The sequence below is a fragment of the Crossiella cryophila genome (assembly GCF_014204915.1).
GTDB classification, from domain to species: Bacteria; Actinomycetota; Actinomycetes; order Mycobacteriales; family Pseudonocardiaceae; genus Crossiella; species Crossiella cryophila.
Genome location: NZ_JACHMH010000001.1, coordinates 642227 through 663422, shown reverse-complemented (window position 1 = coordinate 663422; position 21196 = coordinate 642227). Strand labels below are relative to the sequence as shown.

General features: G+C 71.2%; 24 protein-coding genes. 20 read left to right on the top strand and 4 right to left on the bottom strand.

Features of this window, described 5'->3' with window-relative positions:
• The first annotated feature begins 168 nt into the window (after nucleotides 1-168).
• From HNR67_RS03145 to HNR67_RS03070, 16 genes are all read left to right on the top strand, one after another.
• Nucleotides 169-1392: a sensor histidine kinase gene (locus HNR67_RS03145; RefSeq protein WP_185000620.1), complete on the top strand. Its 1224-nt coding sequence runs from the start codon at nucleotides 169-171 to the stop codon at nucleotides 1390-1392.
• Nucleotides 1389-2069 (top strand): response regulator transcription factor, encoded by a 681-nt coding sequence (locus HNR67_RS03140; protein WP_086784276.1) that lies wholly within the window; start codon nucleotides 1389-1391, stop codon nucleotides 2067-2069. Before HNR67_RS03145 ends, HNR67_RS03140 begins: the two co-directional genes overlap by 4 nt.
• Nucleotides 2070-2197: 128 nt before the next feature.
• Nucleotides 2198-3250 (top strand): Ppx/GppA phosphatase family protein, encoded by a 1053-nt coding sequence (locus HNR67_RS03135; RefSeq protein ID WP_185000619.1) that lies wholly within the window; start codon nucleotides 2198-2200, stop codon nucleotides 3248-3250.
• Nucleotides 3247-4341: a hypothetical protein gene (locus HNR67_RS03130; RefSeq protein ID WP_185000618.1), complete on the top strand. Its 1095-nt coding sequence runs from the start codon at nucleotides 3247-3249 to the stop codon at nucleotides 4339-4341. The genes HNR67_RS03135 and HNR67_RS03130 overlap by 4 nt, the downstream gene beginning before the upstream one ends.
• Nucleotides 4338-5168, top strand: coding sequence for a sugar phosphate isomerase/epimerase family protein (locus HNR67_RS03125; RefSeq protein WP_312986315.1), 831 nt, complete (start codon nucleotides 4338-4340; stop codon nucleotides 5166-5168). The genes HNR67_RS03130 and HNR67_RS03125 overlap by 4 nt, the downstream gene beginning before the upstream one ends.
• A gap of 100 nt (nucleotides 5169-5268) precedes the next feature.
• Nucleotides 5269-6195, top strand: coding sequence for a proline dehydrogenase family protein (locus HNR67_RS03120; RefSeq protein ID WP_185000617.1), 927 nt, complete (start codon nucleotides 5269-5271; stop codon nucleotides 6193-6195).
• A 59-nt stretch (nucleotides 6196-6254) separates the two neighbouring features.
• Complete coding sequence (locus HNR67_RS03115; protein ID WP_185010077.1) at nucleotides 6255-7022, top strand: thioesterase family protein; 768 nt, start codon at nucleotides 6255-6257, stop codon at nucleotides 7020-7022.
• A 206-nt stretch (nucleotides 7023-7228) separates the two neighbouring features.
• Nucleotides 7229-8038: a pyrroline-5-carboxylate reductase gene (gene proC, locus HNR67_RS03110; RefSeq protein WP_185000616.1), complete on the top strand. Its 810-nt coding sequence runs from the start codon at nucleotides 7229-7231 to the stop codon at nucleotides 8036-8038.
• A gap of 142 nt (nucleotides 8039-8180) precedes the next feature.
• Entirely contained in the window at nucleotides 8181-8396 is a 216-nt protein-coding gene (locus HNR67_RS03105) for a helix-turn-helix domain-containing protein (protein WP_185000615.1), read from the top strand.
• 131 nt (nucleotides 8397-8527) lie between these two features.
• The gene (locus HNR67_RS03100) at nucleotides 8528-8629 is read left to right on the top strand and encodes a 30S ribosomal protein bS22 (RefSeq protein WP_076993459.1); all 102 of its coding nucleotides are present in this window, start codon (nucleotides 8528-8530) and stop codon (nucleotides 8627-8629) included.
• A 218-nt stretch (nucleotides 8630-8847) separates the two neighbouring features.
• Nucleotides 8848-9888 carry an NAD-dependent epimerase/dehydratase family protein gene (locus HNR67_RS03095; RefSeq protein WP_185000614.1) on the top strand — a complete coding sequence of 347 codons (1041 nt, stop codon included), beginning with the start codon at nucleotides 8848-8850 and terminating at the stop codon, nucleotides 9886-9888.
• A gap of 13 nt (nucleotides 9889-9901) precedes the next feature.
• Nucleotides 9902-10861, top strand: coding sequence for a lysophospholipid acyltransferase family protein (locus HNR67_RS03090; RefSeq protein ID WP_185000613.1), 960 nt, complete (start codon nucleotides 9902-9904; stop codon nucleotides 10859-10861).
• A 10-nt stretch (nucleotides 10862-10871) separates the two neighbouring features.
• A complete protein-coding gene (locus HNR67_RS03085; protein WP_312986311.1) occupies nucleotides 10872-11249 on the top strand; it encodes a YbjQ family protein in 378 nt (125 codons plus the stop codon).
• On the top strand, nucleotides 11246-11902 hold the full coding sequence (locus tag HNR67_RS03080) for a class I SAM-dependent DNA methyltransferase (protein WP_185000612.1): 657 nt from the start codon (nucleotides 11246-11248) through the stop codon (nucleotides 11900-11902). Before HNR67_RS03085 ends, HNR67_RS03080 begins: the two co-directional genes overlap by 4 nt.
• A gap of 31 nt (nucleotides 11903-11933) precedes the next feature.
• Nucleotides 11934-12413 (top strand): DUF2975 domain-containing protein, encoded by a 480-nt coding sequence (locus HNR67_RS03075; protein WP_185000611.1) that lies wholly within the window; start codon nucleotides 11934-11936, stop codon nucleotides 12411-12413.
• A complete protein-coding gene (locus HNR67_RS03070; RefSeq protein ID WP_185000610.1) occupies nucleotides 12413-12628 on the top strand; it encodes a helix-turn-helix domain-containing protein in 216 nt (71 codons plus the stop codon). The genes HNR67_RS03075 and HNR67_RS03070 overlap by 1 nt, the downstream gene beginning before the upstream one ends.
• Here HNR67_RS03070 and HNR67_RS03065 read toward each other — a convergent pair.
• The 3 genes from HNR67_RS03065 to HNR67_RS03055 form a co-directional block, all read right to left on the bottom strand.
• Nucleotides 12625-13521 carry an HAD family hydrolase gene (locus tag HNR67_RS03065; RefSeq protein ID WP_185010073.1) on the bottom strand — a complete coding sequence of 299 codons (897 nt, stop codon included), beginning with the start codon at nucleotides 13519-13521 and terminating at the stop codon, nucleotides 12625-12627. The two genes, HNR67_RS03070 and HNR67_RS03065, sit on opposite strands and share 4 nt — an antisense overlap.
• A gap of 66 nt (nucleotides 13522-13587) precedes the next feature.
• Nucleotides 13588-14568, bottom strand: coding sequence for a DUF5667 domain-containing protein (locus HNR67_RS03060; protein WP_185000609.1), 981 nt, complete (start codon nucleotides 14566-14568; stop codon nucleotides 13588-13590).
• Between the two features lie 158 nt (nucleotides 14569-14726).
• The gene (locus HNR67_RS03055) at nucleotides 14727-15347 is read right to left on the bottom strand and encodes a sigma-70 family RNA polymerase sigma factor (RefSeq protein WP_185000608.1); all 621 of its coding nucleotides are present in this window, start codon (nucleotides 15345-15347) and stop codon (nucleotides 14727-14729) included.
• A gap of 205 nt (nucleotides 15348-15552) precedes the next feature.
• Between HNR67_RS03055 and HNR67_RS03050 the strand changes: the two genes are divergently transcribed.
• From HNR67_RS03050 to HNR67_RS03040, 3 genes are all read left to right on the top strand, one after another.
• On the top strand, nucleotides 15553-17016 hold the full coding sequence (locus tag HNR67_RS03050) for an AMP-binding protein (protein ID WP_185000607.1): 1464 nt from the start codon (nucleotides 15553-15555) through the stop codon (nucleotides 17014-17016).
• Nucleotides 17017-17150: 134 nt separating this feature from the next.
• Nucleotides 17151-18311, top strand: a complete 1161-nt coding sequence (locus HNR67_RS03045; RefSeq protein ID WP_185000606.1) for an acyl-CoA dehydrogenase family protein — start codon at nucleotides 17151-17153, stop codon at nucleotides 18309-18311.
• A complete protein-coding gene (locus HNR67_RS03040) occupies nucleotides 18308-18556 on the top strand; it encodes a glutaredoxin family protein (protein ID WP_312986305.1) in 249 nt (82 codons plus the stop codon). Before HNR67_RS03045 ends, HNR67_RS03040 begins: the two co-directional genes overlap by 4 nt.
• A gap of 204 nt (nucleotides 18557-18760) precedes the next feature.
• Here the strand turns inward: HNR67_RS03040 and HNR67_RS03035 are convergent, their stop codons facing one another.
• Nucleotides 18761-19228 (bottom strand): hypothetical protein, encoded by a 468-nt coding sequence (locus tag HNR67_RS03035; protein ID WP_185000605.1) that lies wholly within the window; start codon nucleotides 19226-19228, stop codon nucleotides 18761-18763.
• Nucleotides 19229-19332: 104 nt separating this feature from the next.
• Between HNR67_RS03035 and HNR67_RS03030 the strand changes: the two genes are divergently transcribed.
• Nucleotides 19333-20865 carry a molybdopterin-dependent oxidoreductase gene (locus HNR67_RS03030; protein WP_246492450.1) on the top strand — a complete coding sequence of 511 codons (1533 nt, stop codon included), beginning with the start codon at nucleotides 19333-19335 and terminating at the stop codon, nucleotides 20863-20865.
• Nucleotides 20866-21196 lie beyond the last annotated feature (331 nt).

Below are 21196 nucleotides of genomic sequence, written 5' to 3'. Positions count from 1 at the left end.
GCGTTCTTCATTTCGGCCCGGATTTCGCCCGTTGGAGTGGCCTGGATGAACACCGGATGACACCCTGCCCAACGTGCGGTGTACGTCACTCCATTCTGGTGTCACCACGGTCACGTATAGCCCTCCGAGAGTAGGCCGGGAGGCCGTTCGGCTGCTTACCATGCGGCCGTGACCGCAACGGGCCTGCTCGCCCTGTCGATCTGCGCGGCCGTAGTCGCCGCGGTCCTCGGCTTTCTCCTCGGCCGCTCCGTCACCGCCAGGGCCACCCGCAAACCGCCCGGCCTGACCGTGGCCGACCTGATGCAACGGGTGGTGCACGCCTCGCACAACGCGGTCGCGGTGCTCAACCGCTTCGGCGACGTGGTGCTGCACAACCCGCGCGCGGAGGAGCTGGGCGTGGTGCAGGACGGCCGGGCCGATCCGAGGGCCCGCAAGGCCGCCGAGGTGGTGCTGGAGACCGGCGAGGTGCTCGAGGTCGACCTCTCCCCGCTGGAGCGCGCCACCCTGTCCAGCCGCCAGCCCGCCGCGGTGCTCGGCGAGGCCAGGCTGCTCGGCGACGGCTTCGTGGTGGTGGACGCCTCCGACGAGTCCGACGCGGTCCGCCTGGAGGCCATCCGCCGGGACTTCGTGGCCAACGTCAGCCACGAGCTGAAGACCCCGGTCGGCGCGCTCGCGCTGCTGGCCGAGGCGGTGCTGGACGCGGTGGACGACGAGGACGAGGTCCGCCGCTTCGCCAGCAAGATCCTGCACGAGGCCAACCGGCTGGGCACCCTGGTCACCGAGCTGATCGCGCTGTCCCGGCTGCAGGGCGCCGAACGGCTGCCCGAGCTGACCCCGGTCGAACTGGACGCGGTGGTCACCGAGGCGCTGGGCCGGTGCAGGCTGGCCGCGGAGTCCCTCGGCATCGAGATCGCGGTGGACGAGGGCAGCGGCCTGATCGTGGACGGCGACCGGACCCTGCTGGTGACCGCGCTGGCCAACCTGATCGACAACGCGGTGGCCTACTCCCCGCCGGACAGCCCGGTCTCCATCAGCAGGCGACTGGTCGACAGCTTCGTCGAGATCTCGGTCACCGACCGGGGCATCGGCATCCCAGCCGAGTTGCAGGGCCGGGTCTTCGAGCGGTTCTTCCGCATCGATCCCGCGCGTTCCCGGGCCACCGGCGGCACTGGACTGGGGCTGGCCATCGTCAAACACGTGGCCGCCAACCACGCCGGTGAGGTGCGGCTGTGGAGCCGCCCCGGCACCGGTTCCACGTTCACCATGCGCATCCCGGCACACCGGGCCGACCATGGTGGCGGAACCCCGAATTCGTCCACAGTGGACGTACGGGACGCGGAGGAGCCGCGCCCCGTCAACGCGGGCAGCGTCGAGCATGGAGGAGTTCAGTGACCAGGGTGCTGATCGTGGAGGACGAGGAGTCCTTCGCCGACCCGCTGGCGTTCCTGCTCCGCAAGGAGGGTTTCGCGACCGCGGTCGCGGCCACCGGGCAGGAGGCGCTGGAGGAGTTCGACCGCAACGGCGCGGACATCGTGCTGCTGGACCTCATGCTGCCCGGCATGAGCGGCACCGACGTCTGCAAGGCCCTGCGGCAGCGCTCCGCGGTGCCGGTGATCATGGTGACAGCGCGGGACAGCGAGATCGACAAGGTGGTCGGCCTGGAACTGGGCGCCGACGACTACGTCACCAAGCCCTACTCCGCGCGGGAGCTGATCGCCCGGATCCGGGCGGTGCTGCGCCGCGGCGGCGAGTCCGAGGAGCTGCTGCCCCAGGTGCTGGAGGCCGGCCCGGTGCGGATGGACGTGGAACGGCACGTGGTGACCGTCTCCGGCGGCGAGGTCAGCCTGCCGCTCAAGGAGTTCGACCTGCTGGAGTACCTGCTCCGCAACGTCGGCCGGGTGCTCACCCGCGGCCAGCTGATCGACCGGGTCTGGGGCGCGGACTACGTCGGCGACACCAAGACGCTGGACGTGCACGTCAAGCGGCTGCGCTCCAAGATCGAACCCGACCCCGGCGCCCCCCGGCACCTGGTCACCGTGCGCGGCCTCGGCTACAAGTTCGAGAGCTGAGCCGTTCGGCGTAATGATCATGGGAAAAAGCACGCTTAGTGATCTTGCTGAGCGTGCTTTTTCCCGAGATCGGTGCAGATCCGACCGGTGCCGGTGAACCTGCCGATCCCGCCAGGTACCGTGCTCTGGTGCGGCTCGGGGTGCTCGACGTGGGTTCGAACACCGTCCATCTCCTAGTGGTGGACGCGCATCGGGGTGCCCATCCGACCCCGATGAGTTCGATCAAGACCATGCTCCGGCTGGCCGAGCAGCTCGATCGCAACGGCCGCCTGACCAGGGCCGGGTCCGACAACCTGGTCCGCACCGTGGCCGCGGCCAAGCGCGAGGCGGCCAAGCTGGGCTGCGACGACCTGATGGCCTTCGCCACCTCCGCGGTGCGTGAGGCCGGCAACTCCGCCGCGGTGCTGCAGCGGGTGCGCAAGGAGACCGGCGTCGACCTCAAGGTGCTCTCCGGCTCGGACGAGGCCCGATACACCTTCCTCGCGGTGCGCCGCTGGTTCGGCTGGTCAGCCGGCAGGCTGCTGGTGGTCGACATCGGCGGCGGCTCGCTGGAGCTGGCCACCGGCATGGACGAGGACCCGGAACTGGCCTTCTCGGTGCCGCTGGGCGCCGGGCGGCTCACCCGCACCCGGTTCCGGCACGACCCGCCGACCCAGCGCGAGATCAAGGCGACCAGGGACTGGCTGACCGAGGAGCTGGCCGAGGTGGCCCGCGTGCTGCGCAAGAGCGGCGCCCCCGACCGGGCGGTGGCCAGCTCCAAGACCTTCCGCACCCTGGCCAGGCTGACCGGGGCCGCGCCATCCTCGGCCGGGCCGAGGGTCAGCCGGGTGCTCACCGACAGCGGCCTGCGCCAGCTCACCGCGTTCATCTCGCGGATGTCAGCGGCCGACCTGGCCGAGCTGGAGGGCGTCAGCGCCAGCCGATCCCACCAGCTGGTCGCGGGCGCGCTGGTGGCCGAGGCCGCGATGCGAGCGTTGTCACTCCCGCAACTGGAGATTTGCCCATGGGCCCTCCGCGAGGGTGTCATTCTGCGGCGGCTGGACCAGACGGACGGCGACGACCACACTGTGTCCGACCCTGGCGGAGCCGCTGCGACCAACGGCTCCGGGCCTGACGCTGGGCAGGAGCAAGGTCACAACACTGGACGGATGGGCCAGCACGGGGCACGGTGGAATCAATGAACCGGGACAACGAGTCGGAGCGCGACAGCCAGCGCACCGTTGCGGATCTCCTCGCGCAGTACGGCGAGGGGTCGGGCAACGCCGCGCCCAGGCGCCGCCGTCGTCGTGCCGAGGACGCGAACGAGACCGCACCGCAGCAGATCATCGACCGGATCAACTCCGATTCGGGCCAGATGCGCGCGCTGCGGGAGGAGCAGCCGCCGGTCGAGGAGCCACCGGCCGCGCCACCGCGCGGGGCCGGCCTGGAAACCCCCTCCCGGCGCGACCTGCCCAGTTACGACACACCCAGCGGCCGGTTCGCCCGGCCAGCCACGCCGACCCGGCCGGTGCCCCCGCAGGCGCCGCCGCCGGTGTCCGCCCCGGACGCCGCCGAGCTGACCACCGAGGTCCCGGCGATCACCGACACCTACCAGGCGCTCACCGAGCCGCCGGTGGCCCCGGGCACCTCCACGTCCGGCCGCCTGCCGCGCCCGGACGCGCCGCCGGTGCCGCCGAAACCGGCCCCGCGCAGCAAGCCGAGGGTGCAGCCGGACCCGGTCACCGAGGTGCTCCCGGTGATCGCGGACGCCCCACCGGTCGATCCGGACGCGCCGCCGCGTGAGGGCGAGGACTGGTTCACCGACACCGGGTACCAGGAGCCCTACGTCGAGGACGACGCCGAGCACACCGCCCAGTACCAGGCGCTGCGCGCGTCCGCGCCCAAGGCGGAGCCGGAGACCGAGGACGACGAGGACGAACACCCGCGTCCGGCACGCGGTCCGGCCGGCCTGGACGAGGACGCCGAGGTCCCGGACGACTACGACGAGGACGAGGACGACGAGCCGCGCTCACCGGCCAAGGAATGGCTGATGATGGCCCTCCAGCTGGGCGGCGGCGTGCTCGGCGGCGCCGGGCTGTGGCTGGGCTTCCAGTGGCTGTGGCGGGCCATCCCGTCCATCACGCTCTTCCTCGCGCTGGCCGTGATCGGCGGCATGGTCTGGCTGGTCCGCAAGATCCGCAAGGCGGATGACCTGCAGACCATCCTGCTCGCCGTGCTGGTCGGCCTGGTGGTCACGGTGTCCCCGGCCGCGCTGCTGCTAGTCGGCAAGTGACGCCGGCCCGCGCGCATCCGGCAGGCCAGTGGCGCCGGGACATCCCGATCGGGCTGTCCACCGCGGCGGTCTGGCCGCAGCCTGCCGCCACCGCCTTCCAGCTGGCCGCCGAACTGGGCTACGACGGCGTCGAGGTCATGGTCTGGGCCGATCCGGTCAGCCAGGACATCGGCGCGCTGGAGAAGCTCTCCGCCGCGCACAACGTGCCCATCCTGGCCATCCACTCGCCCTGCCTGCTGATCACCCAGCGGGTCTGGTCGGCCGATCCCGAGGTCCGGCTGCGCCGCTCGGTGGCCGCGGCCGGCGCGCTGGGCGCGGACACCGTGGTGGTGCACCCGCCGTTCCGCTGGCAGCGCCGCTACGCCGACACCTTCAGCGCGCTGGTCAGCGAACTGGAGGAGGTCAGCGGCATCGCGGTGGCGGTGGAGAACATGTTCCCGCTGCGCCCGCTCGGCCGGAAACGCCAGGTCCGGGTCTCCGGCTTCCGGCCGTCGCCGGACCCCACCGACGTGGGCTACCGCAACTACACCCTGGACACCTCGCACACCTCGGCCGCGCACATGGACGCGCTGGAACTGGCCAAGCGGATGGGGCCTGGGCTGCGGCACGTGCACCTGGCCGACGGCACCGGCGCCCCGGTGGACGAGCACCTGGTGCCCGGCCGCGGCGACCAGCCCTGCGCCAAGCTGTGCGAGGAGCTGGTGGCCAACCAGTTCGCCGGCACGGTGGTGCTGGAGGTCAGCACCCGCAAGGCCAGGACCAGGGAGGACCGGGTGGCCGACCTGGCCGAGGCACTGCTGTTCGCCCGGCTGCACCTCGGTCGGTAAATCGGTGTATGTCACGGAACGTGTCTTCGGTCATATCGGAGCCGTGAACAGGCTGTTCAGGACCTGACCCATCCGGGTGGTTCACGTACAGTTCCGCCCTGTGAACCCGTTGCGCGCCTTGATCCTCGCCGCCGCCGGCAACAACGGCATCCGGCGTCTGGTCGGCACCGCTCCCGTGTCCAGGGACGTGGTGCGCCGTTTCGTGGCCGGGGAGTCCACCTCGGAAGCCGTCACCGCGACCAGCGCCCTGGTCGCCGACGGGCTGACCGTGACCCTGGACTACCTCGGCGAGGACACCACCGACCGGGAGCTGGCCGAGGTCACCGTGCAGTCCTATCTGGAGCTGCTCGACCAGCTGCACTCCGCAGGCCTGTCCGGCTCGGCCGAGGTCAGCGTGAAGCTGTCCGCGGTCGGCCAGGCGCTGGACGAGCGGCTCGCGCTGGACAACGCCTCCCGGATCTGCGCCGCCGCCGAGCAGTGCGGCACCACGGTCACCCTGGACATGGAGGACCACACCACCACCGACTCCACCCTGCGCGTGCTCGGCGAACTGCGCCGCAGCTGGCCGTGGGTGGGCGCGGTGCTGCAGGCCTACCTGCGCCGCACCCTGGACGACTGCCGCGAACTGGCAGGCGCCGGTTCCCGCGTGCGGCTGTGCAAGGGCGCCTACAAGGAGCCGGAGTCGGTGGCCTACCAGGCCCCGCACGAGGTGGACCTGAGCTACGTGCGCTGCGCCAACACGCTGCTGCAGGGCGACGGCTACCCGATGTTCGCCACCCACGACCCCCGGCTGGTCGGCATCATCGACGAACGCGCCCGCTGGCACGATCGCAAGCCGGGCACGTACGAATACCAGATGCTCTACGGCATCCGGCCGGAAGAACAACTTCGTCTCGCTCAGGCGGGCGAGACCGTCCGGGTCTATATCCCGTACGGCCAGGAGTGGTACGGATACCTGATGCGACGACTGGCCGAACGACCGGCGAACACCGCGTTCTTCCTGCGGGCTCTGGCAAGCAAGCGGTGAGGGTCCGGACGGATCCACTGCGCATCACCCCGTTCGGGCTGGCCACCGCGGTCCGCCCGATGGGGGATGGCACCTTCACCGCCGAGCTGGCCGCGGACTGGACCATCGCGGGCAAGCCGCACGGCGGCTACCTGCTGGCCCTGCTGGCCAGGGCCGCGATCACCACCGCGGAGACCGGCGGCGCGGCCGCGACCGACCCGCTCAGCGTGAGCGCTGAGTTCCTGCACCCGCCGGAACTGGGCCCGGTGCTGCTGCGCACCAGCGTGCTCAAGTCCGGCCGCACGGTCACCGTGGTCAAGACCGAACTGGAACAGCGCGGCCGGGTGTGCGTGCACGCCATGGTCACCACCGGCCGCCTGCCCGAGGAACCAGCCGCCTGGACCGACCTGCCCGACCTGCCAGCCGAACCACCGGCCAGGGCGATCGAGGTCGGCGCCACCCAGGCCGCCAAGGTCTTCCGGGTGGCCAAGGCCTGCCAGCTCATGCTGGACCCCGACGGCGCCGGTTTCCTCACCGACAACCACACCAGCCCGCTGCGCCTGCGCCTGTGGGTCCGGCCGCGCGAGGGGCAGCCGGACCCCCTCTTCGCCCTGGTCGCCGGCGACATCTCGATGCCGGTCACCTTCAACCTGGGCCGCCTGTCCTGGTCGCCCACCGTGCAACTGACCGCGTTGCTGCGCTCCCGCCCGGCCCCGGGCTGGTTGCGCCTCTCCGTGGAGTCCAAGGCCGTCTACGGGCAGTGGTTCGACGAGGACACCACCGTCATCGACTCCACCGGCCGACTCGTGTGCCAGACCCGGCAACTGGCGCTGACGCCATTGGACTGACACATTGGCGCGCTCCGCGCGCGGGATTTTTCGCTCTCAGTCGCCCCGCCGTGCATCCGCCGCACGCGAAGCAAGCTTCGGATGCGTCGGACGCACGGCAAGGCAACGCGAAAAATCAACCCCGCCGCAGGTGAAGAGCCCGCCGTGTCGCTGCGCGCCACGCCTGTTTCGCAACTGGTTTGGGTGGCCGTCCTAAGCTCTCGCGCATGACGACCACCGCTGTACTCGGCGCGGGCAAGATCGGCGAGGCGCTGCTGTCCGGGCTGCTCCAGTCCGGCCGCAGTCCGGATGACCTGCTGTTCACCGAGCGCTACCCGGAACGCAGTGCCGAGCTGACCAAGCGTTACGGCGTCCGCGGCGTCGACGTGCCGACCGCGGCCGGGCTGGCCGATGTGCTCGTCGTCGCGGTCAAGCCGCAGGACATCGAGCCGCTGCTGGACGAGCTGGCCGCGGTGCTGCGCCCCGGCACGCTCATCGTGTCGCTGTGCGCTGGTCTGCCGACCGCCCTGTTCGAGCGCAGGCTGCCCGAGGGCGTCCCGGTGGTGCGGGTCATGCCGAACACCCCGATGGTGGTCGGCGAGGCGATGAGCGCCATCTCCGGCGGGCGGCACGCCAGGCCGGAGCACCTCGCGCTGGCCGAGGCCATGCTGGCCGCGGTCGGCAAGGTGGTGCGGGTGCCCGAGGCGCAGCAGGACGCGGTCACCGCGCTGTCCGGATCCGGTCCGGCCTACTTCTTCTTCCTGGTCGAGGCCATGATCGACGCGGGCATCCTGCTCGGGCTGCCCAGGGCGGTCGCGGCGGATCTGATCATCCAGTCCGCGGTCGGCTCGGCGGCCATGCTGCGGGACTCCGGGGAGCACCCGGTGGCGCTGCGGGAGGCGGTCACCTCGCCGGCAGGCACCACCATCTCGGCCATCGTGGAACTGGAGAAGCACGGGGTGCGGGCGGCCCTGATCGCGGCCATCGAGGCGGCCAGGGACCGGTCGGTGCAGCTCGGCAAGGCGCACGAGAAGTAAGCGCGTTATCACGGAATGGTATCGGAAGTCGAGTCCTCGCAGCGTGCGGGCAGGGCGGCTACCCTCGTAGGCAGCACGTGCGTGTCGATTCCGTCGGTGGGGAAGCCGGCGGCGCGCCACGTGCCGAAAGACACGGTGACTCATGCCGGCGAAGAAGGAGACGGATCACGCTGGACTCGGTCAGGTTCGGTTTCTCACGGTTGCCGAAGTGGCCGGGCTCATCCGTGTCTCCAAGATGACGGTCTACCGGCTCGTGCACTCGGGCGAACTGCCCGCGGTCCGGGTCGGAAGGTCCTTCCGGGTGCCCGAGAACGAGGTGCACGCCTACCTGGAGAACGCGTACTACAACGCGGGCTGAGGGGCGGTTTCACCCCCCGGGTACCCTGGTAGACCGTTCGTGTCATTCGGCCGCCCGGCCGGCGGCCGCAGCGCGCGCTGACGACACGCGAAAGCTCAGCACACCAACATCGATAGTGAAGAGGAACCCGTATGGGCTCGGTCATCAAGAAGCGCCGCAAGCGCATGTCGAAGAAGAAGCACCGCAAGTTGCTCCGCAAGACGCGTCACGCGCGTCGCAAGCAGGGCAAGTGACCTTCGGGTCTGAGGTCGCTTCTCGCTCGTTGTGCTGATGATGGCCTGAGACCGAACGAACCGCCGCCGGGTCCGAGGTGTGAGCCTCGATACCGGCGGCGGTTCGCGTTACCGGGCTGACCTGGGAACTTCACCAGGAACGCCCCGCAAGGCGGCATGCCGGAGCCCGTGGCGCGGGTAGCATCGCCTTCCGTCACCGCCCGTGCCCAGGGAGTCGCATGGCGCCCAACATCGTTCTCGTCACCGGGGTAAGCCGTTTCCTCGGCGGACACCTCGCCGCCCGCCTCGCCGCCGACCCGTCCATCGAACGGGTCCTCGGCGTCGACACCGTGCCCCCGCCGCGCGATCTGCTGCGCCGGATGGGCCGGGCCGAGTTCGTGCGCGCCGACATCCGCAACCCGCTCATCTCCAAGGTCATCGCCACCGCGAAGGTGGACACCGTGGTGCACGCCTCGGTGAGTGCGAACCCGGGTTCCACCGGGCGCACCGCGATGAAGGAGATGAACGTCATCGGCACCATGCAGCTGCTGGCCGCGTGCCAGAAGTCGGCGTCGATGCGCAAGCTGGTGGTCAAGTCCACCAGCGCGGTCTACGGCGCCAGCTCACGGGACCCCGCGGTCTTCAGCGAGGACATGGGCCCCAAGGACCTGCCGTCCAGCGGCTACGCCAAGGACGCGGTGGAGATCGAGGGCTACGTGCGCGGCTTCGGCAGGCGCCGCCCGGACGTGGACGTCACCACGCTGCGCTTCACCAACTTCATCGGTCCGCGCATCGACACCGTGCTGACCCGCTACTTCGCCCTGCCGGTGATCCCGACCGTGTTCGGCTACGACGCCAGGATGCAGCTGCTGCACTCCGAGGACGCGCTGGCCGTGCTGGAGCGGGCCACCATGCACGATCTGCCGGGGGTCTACAACGTGGGCGGGGACGGCGTGCTGATGCTCTCCCAGGCCATCCGCCGGGCGGGCCGGGTGCCGCTGCCGGTGCCCAGCGCGCTGGTGCCCTCCTTCGGGCAGCTGGTGCGCGGCGCGCGGCTGGTGGACTTCTCCCCCGAGCAGATGCGCTTCCTGAACTTCGGCCGGGTGGTGGACACCGGCAGGCTGGTCGGCGAGTTCGGCTTCCAGCCGCGCTGGACCACCCAGCAGGCATTCGACGACTACGTGCGCGGCCGCGGTCTGCGGCCGGTGCTGGACCCGGAGATGATCACCGGCGTGGAGCGGACTTTGAAGTCGATGTTCTCCCGCAGCGGGCGAGGATGAGGTGAGCGAAGCGGTGGCAGAGGCACGGGTGATCCCGATCAGGGGCGGCGGACGCGAGCGGACCGCCGAGCCACGCGGCAACAACGGCAGCACGCAGGGGCCGATCCCGGTCACCCAGAACGACCCCTCGGTGCTCGAGCAGCGGCTGGCCGACGCGATGGCCTTCCTGCGCCGCAGGCTCACCGGCGAGTACGAGGTGGACGAGTTCGGCTTCGACGCCGACCTCACCGACAACCTGCTGATGACCCCGCTGCGCCCGCTGTATGAGAAGTGGTTCCGGGTGGAGGCCACCGGGCTGTCCAACCTGCCAAGCGAGGGCGGCGCGCTGATCGTGGCCAACCACTCCGGGACCATGTTCCCGATGGACGCGCTGATGACCGGCGTTGCCGTGCACGACCACCACCCCGGCCGCAGGCACCTGCGGATGCTCGGCGCGGACCTGGTCTTCCGGCTGCCGGTGCTGGGCACCATGGCCCGCAAGGCAGGGCACACCCTGGCCTGCAACCCGGACGCGGAGCGGCTGCTGCGCAACGGCGAGCTGGTCGGCGTCTGGCCGGAGGGCTTCAAGGGCATCGGCAAGCCGTTCCGGGACCGGTACAAGCTGCAGCGGTTCGGCCGCGGCGGGTTCGTCTCGGCCGCGCTGCGCACCAGGGTGCCGATCGTGCCTTGCTCGATCGTGGGCGCCGAGGAGATCTACCCGATGCTGGGCGATCTGCGCCCGCTGGCCCGGCTGCTCGGCCTGCCCTACTTCCCGCTCACCCCGACCTTCCCCTGGCTGGGCCCGCTCGGCCTGGTGCCGCTGCCGACCAAGTGGCACATCGAGTTCGGCGAGCCGATCCGCACCGACGGGTTCGACCAGCAGGCCGCCGAGGACCCGATGCTGGTGTTCAACCTGACCGACCAGGTCCGGGAGACCATCCAGCAGACCCTCTATCGCCTGTTGACCCAGCGGAGGAACGTCTTCCTCGGCTAATCTGCGCCGCGTGGGACACCCAATGCAGCCGCAGCAGCCGCCGCCGATCCTGGTCAGCACGATGAACGACGTCCCGGGCTACCGGGTCGTCCAGGTATTCGGCGAGGTCTTCGGCCTGACCGTGCGCAGCCGGAACGCCTTCTCCGACATCGGCGCCAGTTTCAAGGGCATGTTCGGTGGTGAGCAGGTCGGCTACACCAAGCTGCTCAGCGACTCCCGCTGGGAGGCGATCAACCGGATGCGCGCCGAGGCCGCCCAGCGCGGCGCCAACGCGGTGATCGCGATGCGGTTCGAGAGCGGTGAGGTGGTGCCAGGCAGCACCGAGATCGCCGCCTACGGCACCGCCGTGTTCATCGTCCCCGAGCAGCAGCAGCCGCCCCAGCAGTGATCGAACCGGTCTATCAGGCGGCCACCCGCGCCGGTTACGACGCGGTGGCCGCCGAATACACCGAGCTGGCCAGGGTCGCGCTGGCCAGGGAACCCTTCGCCAGGGCCGCGCTGACCGCCTTCGCCGAGCTGGTCGAGGGCCCGGTGGCCGAACTCGGCTGCGGCCCCGGCATGGTCTCGGCGTTCCTGCACGGACTCGGCGTGGACGTCTTCGGTATCGACCTGTCCCCGGCCATGGTGGCGATCGCCCGGCGCGAGCACCCCGGCCTGCGGTTCGAGGTGGGCACCATGACCGAGCTGGACCTGCCCGACGGCGCGCTCGGCGGCATCGTGGCCTGGTACTCGATCATCCACATCCCGCCTGCCGAACTGCCCGCGCTCTTCGCCGGGTTCCACCGGGTGCTGCGCCCCGGCGGGCACCTGCAGCTGGCCTTCCAGGTCGGCGAGGGCACCCTGCACCTGGCCGAGGCGCTGGGCAAGCAGGTCGGCCTGGACTTCCACCGTGGTGAACCGGACCGGATCGGCGAGCTGCTGACCGCGGCCGGGTTCGAGGTGCGCGCGGTGCTGCGGCGGGCCCGCGATCCGGAGGAGCGGACCCCGCAGGCATACCTGCTGGCCCGCAAGGTCGATCATGAAGCGATAGCTACCGATTGACTTTCGATAGGTAGCTGGCGATACTCGACGCATGTTGACCATGCAGCGAGTGGTGTTGCCGCTCCGGGTGTTCCTGGTGCTGTTCTTCGGGATCCTGCTCGTCTTCCAGACCCTGTCCTTTCCGGGCAAGTTCGCCTTCATGGCGCAGGAGCGGCCGGAGGAGGCGTGGCTGCGCTGGCCGCTGACCGCGGTGGCGGCGCTGATGATCCTGTGCGTGCAGGTGGTGATCGTGGCCACCTGGAAGCTGCTCACCCTGGTCCGCACCGACCGGATCTTCACCACGGCGTCCCTGAAGTGGGTGGACGCCATTGTCTGGGCGATCTTCGCGGGCTGGCTGGTGCTGGTGGGCATCGCGGCGGTGGTGGTGCTCAACGCCGATGACCCAGGACTGCCGATGGTGCTGTTCCTGCTCTCCATCGGGGTCGCCGTGCTGGGGCTGGTGGTGCTGGTGCTGCGCGAGCTGCTCCGTCAGGCCACCGCGCTGCGCTCGGACCTGGACGCGGTGATCTGATGCCGATCGTGGTGCGCATCGACGTCGAGCTGGCCAAGCGCAAGATGAGCGTCGGCGAGTTCGCCGAGCGGGTCGGGCTCACCCCGGCCAACGTGGCCGTGCTGAAGAACGGCCGGGCCAAGGCGGTGCGCTTCAGCACTCTGGAGGCCATGTGCCGGGTGCTGGAGTGCCAGCCGGGCGACCTGCTGGAGTGGGTCGAGGACGAACAGCCCTAGCCCTGGCGCTTGCGCCGGTAGGCCACGCCGGCGGCGAAGGCCGCGGCCAGCGCGCCCGCGCCGAGCAGGGCCGGGATGCCGATCTTCATCGCCTTGCGGCCGGTACGGAAGTCGCGCACCTCCCAGCCGCGGGCCCTGGCGATATCGCGCAGCCGCTGGTCCGGGTTGACCGCCACCGAGGTGCCGACCACCGACAGCATCGGCACGTCGTTGGAGGAGTCCGAGTAGGCGGTGCACCGGCGCAGGTCCAGGCCCTCGCGGGCGGCCAGCGCGCGCACCGCGTGCGCCTTGGCCGGGCCGTGCAGCAGATCGCCGACCAGCCTGCCGGTGTAGACCCCGTCCACATGCTCGGAAACCGTGCCCAGAGCGCCGTTGAGGCCCAGCCGGCGGGCGATGATGGTGGCCAGCTCGACCGGGGTCGCGGTGACCAGCCAGACCCGCTGACCGGCGTCCAGGTGCATCTGGGCCAGTGCCCTGGCGCCGTCCCAGATCCGGTCGGCCATCAGCTCGTCGTAGATCTCCTCGCCGAGGGTGACCAGTTCGCTGACCTCGCGCCCGGCCACGAAGGAGAGCGCCTGCTCCCGGCTGGACCGGATGCCCTCAGGGCTCTCCTTGCCGCCGATCCGGAACTTGAGCTGCTGCCAGGCGAAACCGAGCAGGTCGGAGCTGGCGAAGTACTTGCGGGCGGCCAGGCCACGGGCGAAGTGGAAGATCGACGCGCCCATCATCATGGTGTTGTCCACGTCGAAGAACGCGGCCGCGGTGAGGTCCTGCGGCACCGCCGCGTCGTACTCCGCCGCCGCGGCCACCGCGGCCTCGGCCGATGCCTCCCCGGCCAGTGCCGCGCTGCTCTTGTGCTCGGGCCGGTCCTCGTTCGCCCGCCGGTTGGCCACCGCGGTCCCCTCCAGGTCCTCCTGCGTCAGCGGGTTCACCCGCCCCAGGGTAGCGATCGCCGCACGTTACCGGTTCGGACCGAGCAGGCCGAAGGGGAGTTTCAGAAGATCGAGGAGACCCGGCAGCAGACCTGTCGGCGGCGCGGGCACTTCTACCGGTGGCGGGGTGCTGACCTGGGGCAGGCTGGGCTGCGGCAGCGGGATCGGCGGCGGGACCGGCGCCCGTGCGGACGGGGTGCTCGCCGGGGTGTCCGCGACCGAGGGGGTGGACGTGGGGGAACTCACCACGGCCCGGCCGCTCGCCCCGGTGCTCGGCAGCGGGCCGACCTCCCTGGCAGGGACCGGCACGCAGCGCTCGGTGGCGGGCAGCGCGCCGATGTCGTCGGCCGCGCCGGAGGTGATGGTCAGGCAGCCCGCGCGCTGGCGCAGCTCGCTGGCCCGCTGCCGGATCCGCTCCAGCAGCGCCATGGTGATCTCCAGCCGCTGCCGGGCCGCCGGTGGCAGCGCGACCGAGGCCGTCTTCAACCGGCTGATCTCCTTGGTGGTCCAGTCGGCCAGCGCGGCGAAGAGCTGGTCGTCGGTGTCCGCACCCAGTTCGGTGAGCAGCCGGGACCCGGCGGCCGCGTCGGACTCGAAGTCGGCCAGCGCCCTGGCGAAATCCGCCGCCGGGGCGCCCGGCCGGTCCAGCAGCGCGCCCAGTTCGGTCACCCTGGCGTCGGCGAACTCCAGGTGCTTGAACGCCCTGGGGTGCTCGCGGAAGATCAGGCCCAGCTCGGCGCTCTCCGCGCTGCGCTTGACCGCGTAGAGCGCGTCCCCCGGCACCGCGTCCCGGCTGAGCAGCACCGACATCCCGGTCACCGAGCCGATCAGGGCCACGCTGGCGGCCAGTGCCACGGCGAAACGCCGTCGCCTGGCCGTGGGATCAGGGCGGGACTGGGCTTCGCGCACCGCGGCCGGGAAATCGGCCAGCAGGCGGGCGCGCATCCGATCTCTGGCCGCCGGGTCCGGGTTGAGGTGTTGTTCGTAGGCGGCCAGCGCGGGCAGCACACGCGCGAACTGCGCAGGTCCTTCGGATGGCCCTGAGGGCGGTTCACCCGTGCTCACGTGTGTCCTTCGGCTGGCCGGCGCACGGGCCCCGGCAGGCCCGCACTCTCAGCACAACAACGAAGCAGTGACCCGATGAGTTACGCGTACGTCCGTACGGGTTAACGCAGCCCGGCAGGCAGGAGCTGGGCCAACCGGCGTACCGCGCGGTGCTGCAGGGCCTTGATCGCGCCCTCGTTGCGCCCCATCACCTCGGCCGTCTCGGCCACCGACAGGCCCTGCAGGAAGCGCAGCACGATGCACTCCCGCTGGTCGGTGTTGAGCTGGCCGACGCATTTGAGCAGCTCGGCGTTGGTGGCCTCGGCCAGCACCGCCTGCTCGGGCCCGGCAAGCGGTTCGGAGTTGTCCGACAGCTCGGCGGTGGGCACCTCGAAGCGGTACCGGCTGGACTTCACGTGGTCCAGGATCAGGTTCCTGGCGATGGTGACGAACCAGGCGCCGACATCGCGGCCCTGGTAGCTGACCGAGCTGATCCGGCGCAGCGCGCGCAGGAAGGTCTCACTGGTGAAGTCCTCGGCCAGGCTGCGGTCGCCGACCCGGAAGAGCACGTAGCGGAACACCACGTCCACGTACTGGTCGTAGAGCCGGCCGAAGGCCTCGCTGTCCCCGGCCTGGGCCGCCTGTACCAATGCCCATGCTTCCCCGGCCGGAGGCGGCGACTGCACGACCTCGGCCTGCGAAGGGCGCCCCGGTGAGCAGGGCCAACCCATCGGTGGGGGCATGCGCGGCTCCCTTGCTCGCGGTTCCCGGTCCTGGCGGCGGTCGGACCGGGGATTGACCGAACCATACCTTTTGTTACTCCAAAGTAGGTAGCGTTGGTCGTCGGTATTTCCCGGCCCTTCTCCCAGACGCCCCGCAGGCGGATGCATGACGAACATCACCCGTGTCAGACTTCGGGTCCGTTCGCCTTGGCCACCGGGAGGACAGATGACCGCCGTCGGCAACGTCGCGGACCTGATCAGGTCAGCGGCGCTCCGGGAAGCCGACCACCCCGCGCTGCTGGATGCCGCCGATGGCAGCCAGGTGAGCTGGGGCAGGCTGGATTCCGCGGTGGACGCGCAGGCGCACCGGCTGCGGATGGCCGGTGCGCTGACCGGGGACCGGGTCGCCGTCCGGCTGCCCACCGGGATCGAGTTCTGCGTCGCCCTCTTCGGCGCGCTGCGCGCCGGTTGCGTGGTGGTGCCGCTGGCGCCCGGCCTGCCGGGGCCGGAACTGACCAGGGTGCTCGCCGACTCGGGTGCGCGGCTGCTGGTCGCCGAGGGCGAGGTGCCGGGGATCGCCGGGACCGTGAAGGTGCTGCCCGCGCCCGCGCTGGCCGAGGCCGAGCCGTTCGAGACCGCGGGCGGCGATGAGGACCTGGCCGTGCTGGCCTACACCTCTGGCACCTCCGGGGTGCCGCGCGGCGTGATGCTCTCCCACCGCGCCCTGGTGTCCAACACCCGCCAGTGCGCGCGGCTGCGCCCGGCCCCGGTCACCGCGGCCGACCGGGTGCTGCTGGCCATCCCGCTCTTCCACGCCTACGGCCTTGGCCCCGGCCTGCTGCAGACCGCGGCCGCGGGCGCCACCGGCGTGCTGCTGGAGCGCTTCGACGCCGAGGGCGCGCTGGCCGCCATCCGCAGGCACCGGGTGACCACCTTCGTCGGCGTGCCGCCGATGTACACCGCCCTGCTCGGCCTGCCGGAGGAGGAGCTGCGCGAGGGCCTGGCCACGCTGCGGCTGCTCACCTCCGGCGCGGCCCCGCTGGACGGCGAGGTGCTGCGCCGGGTCAAGGCGGCCACCGGCCTGGACGTCTTCGAGGGCTACGGCCTCACCGAGACCGGCCCGGTGCTGACCTCCACCCTGGTCACCGGGGCGCCCAAACCCGGCTCGGTCGGCCAGCCGCTGCCCGAGGTGGAACTGCGCCTGGTCGACTCCGACGGCACCCCGCTGGAGGAGGAGGACGAGGGCGGCGCCGGCCTGGTGTCGGTGCGCGGCCCGAACCTGTTCAGCGGCTACTGGCCGGACGGCGCGCACGGCCCGGACGCCGAAGGCTGGTTCCGCACCGGCGACGTCGGCTACCTGGACGAGGGCGGCGACCTGCACCTGGTCGACCGGGCCAACGACCTGATCATCGTCAACGGCTTCAACGTCTACCCGCACGAGGTCGAGCACGTGCTTGGCCTGCTGCCGGGGGTGGTCGAGGCCGCTGCGGTCGGCGTGCCGGACGCGGGCACCGGGGAGACGGTCAAGGTCGTGGTGGTCCGCGGCGAGGGCGCTGAACTGACCGAGGCGGACGTGGTGGCGCACTGCACGAGCCTGCTGGCCAAGTTCAAGGTGCCCACCAGGGTCGAGTTCGTCGAAGCCCTGCCGCACTCCGTGACCGGCAAACTCGCGCGGCGTTCGCTGCGCTGAACTAGCCCGAACAGGCGTGGCGGCGGTCACTGATCTGTTAGTTGGACTTCCGAGTGTCGGAGACCCCACAATTGGTCTCGCAGGGTGGAAAGCCCCTGGCACACAGCCGTGCCGACACTCGGAGGTGGCAACACATGGGTGCTCCCGTGATCGATCGACAGCTCCCGGGCGACGAGGCGACCGCGCTGCTCGAGCTGACCAGGGAGATCGCGGACAAGGAACTCGCGCCGAGGGCCGCCGCGGCGGAGTCCACCGGCGCGTTCCCGCGCGAGGCGTTCCGCACCCTTGGCCGGGCCGGCCTGCTGGGCCTGCCCTACCCGGAGGAGTTCGGCGGCGGCGCCCAGCCCTACGAGGTCTACCTGCAGGTCGTGGAGGAGCTGTCCCGGGCCTGGCTGGCGGTCGGCCTCGGGGTCAGCGTGCACACCCTGTCCTGCCACGCGCTGGCCGGCTACGGCAGCACCGAGCAGCGGGAGCGCTGGCTGGGCGAGCTGATCGGCGGCGAGCTGCTCGGCGCGTACTGCCTGTCCGAGTCGCACTGCGGTTCGGACGCGGCCGCGCTGCGCACCACCGCCAAGACCGGTGAGTCCGGCGACTACACCGTCTCCGGCACCAAGGCCTGGATCACCCACGGCGGCGTCGCCGACTTCTACACCCTGCTCGCGCGCACCGGCGTGGACGGCCCCAAGGGCATCTCCGCCTTCCTGGTCGACGCGGACACCCCCGGCGTCACCGCCGCGCCGCCGGAACGCAAGATGGGCATGAAGGCATCCACCACCGCCCAGGTGATCTTCGACGCCGCGGTCGTGCCCGCAGGCCGCAGGCTGGGCGCGGAGGGCCAGGGCTTCGCCATCGCCATGGACGCGCTCAACTCCGGCCGCCTCGGCATCGCCGCCGCCGCGGTCGGCGTGGCCCAGGCCGCGCTGGACGTGGCCGTGGACTACGCCAGGGAACGCAGCGCCTTCGGCCAGCCCATCGCGGAGTTCCAGGGCGTCTCGTTCCTGCTCGCCGACGCCGCGGCCGGCATCGAGGCCTCCCGCCAGCTCTACCTCTCCGCCGCCCGCCGCAAGGACGCCGGCCTGCCCTTCGCCACCCAGGCGGCCATGGCCAAGCTCATCGCGACCGACACCTGTATGAAGGTCACCACGGACATGGTGCAGGTGCTCGGTGGCGCCGGGTACGTCGAGGACTACCCGGTGGAGCGGTACATGCGGGAGGCGAAGGTCTTGCAGATCGTGGAGGGTACGAACCAGATCCAGCGCATGGTCATCGGCCGCGCGCTGGTCAAGCAGCGGTGAGCGCGCACCAGGTGACCCTGCTCGGCAGGGTCGACTGCCACGCCTGCGAGGTCGCCAAGGCCGACCTCGAACGCATCTGCGGTGAGATCGGCATCGAGCTGACCGTGGTCGATGTGGACACCGACACCGAACTGCGCGCCGAGTACGGCGACATGGTGCCGGTGATCCTGATCAACGGCGAGGAACACGGGTACTGGAAGGTCGAGGAAGAGCGCTTCCGGGCAGCCCTGCGAAGCTGGGGCTAGTTACATTGGCGTGCTCCGCACGCTGGATTTTTCGCTCTAAGTCGCCTCGCCGCGTACCCGCCGCACGCGAAGCAAGCTTCGGATGCGTCGGGCACGCGGCAAGGCAACGCGAAAAATCGGTACCGCGCTGCTGGTTAAGAGCCCGCCGTGTCGCTGCGCGCCACGCCTGTTTCGCAACAGGTGGCCGGTGGCTGCCGCTTGTGGCTACTTCTTGCACTTCTCCGCGAGCTGCTTGAGCGTGGCGTCCAGGTAGAGCTTGTCGCGGCCGTTGAGGGCGTCCTTGACCACGCTGGCGGCGATCTCGCACTCGCTGGTCTGCAGGCGCTTCAGGTGCATCTCCAGCACCTCTCGGCGGGCCGCGCTGGCCTCGTCGCGGGCTGCGTCGGCCTCCGCGCGGGCGGCGCTGATCCGCTTGTCGGCGTCCTTGAGCCTGCGCTGGGCCTGCTCGCCCTGCATGCCGAGCATCTCGGCCCGGTTCTCCGCCTGGGTCAGCATGATGGCCACCACCGTGGTGCCGGTGAGCAGCAGCGCGCAGGCCACGATCAGCGAGACCAGCAGCGCCTTGCCCTTCCTGGCCGGACCGGTGGCCTCGTACTCCGGCGGCAGCGGGTTCATGCCCGTGCCGAACACGGGTGAGGGCGGTAGCTGCGCGGCTGGTTCGTGCTGGTCCATGGTGGTTCCCCCCGAGAATGGTGCCTTCGCCAATGCTTACCGGTTTCTGACGGCCTGCCGTTACCTGATGTGAACCGGGTCGCGACAGGCGTCGAATGGAGGACATGGACACCCCGCGCATCCCGGCGCCGGCCGCCGCCCTGATCGGACTGCTCGGCGTGCTCGCCGCGCTGGGTGCGGGCCACCTGGCCGCCGGGGTGCTGGAGCCGGGCGCCTCGCCGCTGCTGGCGGTGGGCAACGCCGCCATCGACGCCACCCCGGCGGTGGTCAAGGACTTCGCGGTGCGCACCTTCGGCACCGCGGACAAGCTGGTGCTGCTGATCGGCATGGCCGTGGTGCTGGCCGGACTGGGCGTGCTGGCCGGGCTGCTGTCCCGGCGGGCGCCGCGGGCCGGGCAGGCGCTCGCGGTGGGGCTGGGCGCGCTGGGCATGCTCGCCGTGTACACCCGGCCCGACCTCGGCCAGTTCGCCCTGCTGGCGCCCGCGGTGAGCCTGTTCGCCGGGCTGGGCGCGTTCACCTGGCTGCACGGCCGCGCGCTGGATGTGCGGGCCACTGACGGCCTCGCCCAGGACCGCCGCCGGTTCCTGCTGGGTTCGGTCGCCATCGCCGCCGGGGCCGGTCTGAGCGGCCTGGCCGGGCAGCTGCTGGGCCGCCGGGTCGACGTGGCCGCCTCGCAGGACACCGTGGCCCCGGTGCTGCCGAGGGCGGCCAAGGCCACCCCGATCCCGCCCGGCGCGGACTTCGCCGCCGACGGCACCCCGACCTTCCTCACCCCCAACGCCGACTTCTACCGGATCGACACCGCCTTCTCGGTGCCCCGGCTGCGCGCGGAGGACTGGGAGCTGCGCATCCACGGCATGGTCGAGCGGGAACTGCGGATCTCCTTCGCCGACCTGGTCAACCGGCCGCTGGTGGAGCGCACGATCACCATGACCTGCGTGTCCAACGAGGTCGGCGGGCCCTACGTGTCCACCGCCACCTTCACCGGCGTGGACCTGCGCGCCCTGCTGCTGGAGGCCGGGGTCAAGACCGGCGCGGACCAGCTGGCCACCACCAGCTCGGACGGCTGGACCTGCGGCACCCCGCTCTCGGTGCTGCTGGAGCCGGACCGGGGCGCGTTGCTGGCCATCGGCATGAACGGGCGGCCACTGCCCGCCGAGCACGGCTTCCCGGTGCGGATGGTCACACCAGGGCTGTACGGGTACGTGGGCGCGACCAAGTGGATCGTCGAGGCCGAGGTGACCACCTTCGCCGACTTCGAGCCGTACTGGATCCGCCGCGGCTGGGGCAGGCTCGGACCGGTCAAGACCCAGTCCAGGGTGGACCGGCCGAACGGGTTCGCCAAGGTGCCCGCAGGCCGGGTGGTGGTCGCGGGCACGGCATGGGCCCAGCACACCGGAGTGTCCACAGTGGAGGTTCGAGTGGACGGTGGTCCTTGGCGCACGGCCACATTGAGCGCTGAGTCCACTGTGGACACCTGGCGGATGTGGCGGGCCGAGTTCGACCTCGCGCCCGGCGGGCACACGGTGGAATGCCGGGCCACCGATCGCTCCGGCTACACCCAGACCGCGCAGCGGGCCGATGTGGTGCCGGACGGGGCGACCGGCTGGCATTCGAAATTCTTCACCGTGACCTGATCGTGATAAATCGGGCAAAGGCGCAGATCACCGGATCCGGTGACAGCCGGACGGCGGTATGCGGGTCGTTGTCGCGGAGGTCTCCGCCCGCCCCCGATCGGCCGGGTTCGCCGGACACCCGGCCGGGGGCTTGACAGCCCAGGTAGACGCGCCGACCTCGTGAGCGAGGGCACATCCGCCCCAGTGTGCGCGGGCCCCTATAGCACAACTCCGAAGGACGCTGGTCACGCCCTTGTTCGGCGACTTTGTGCATGCGTTCACAAGTGGCTACCGTATAAGCAGTCACCCGGGTGGACGTGCGAGTTCGGGGCTCAGTGCGCTCAGGCACCTG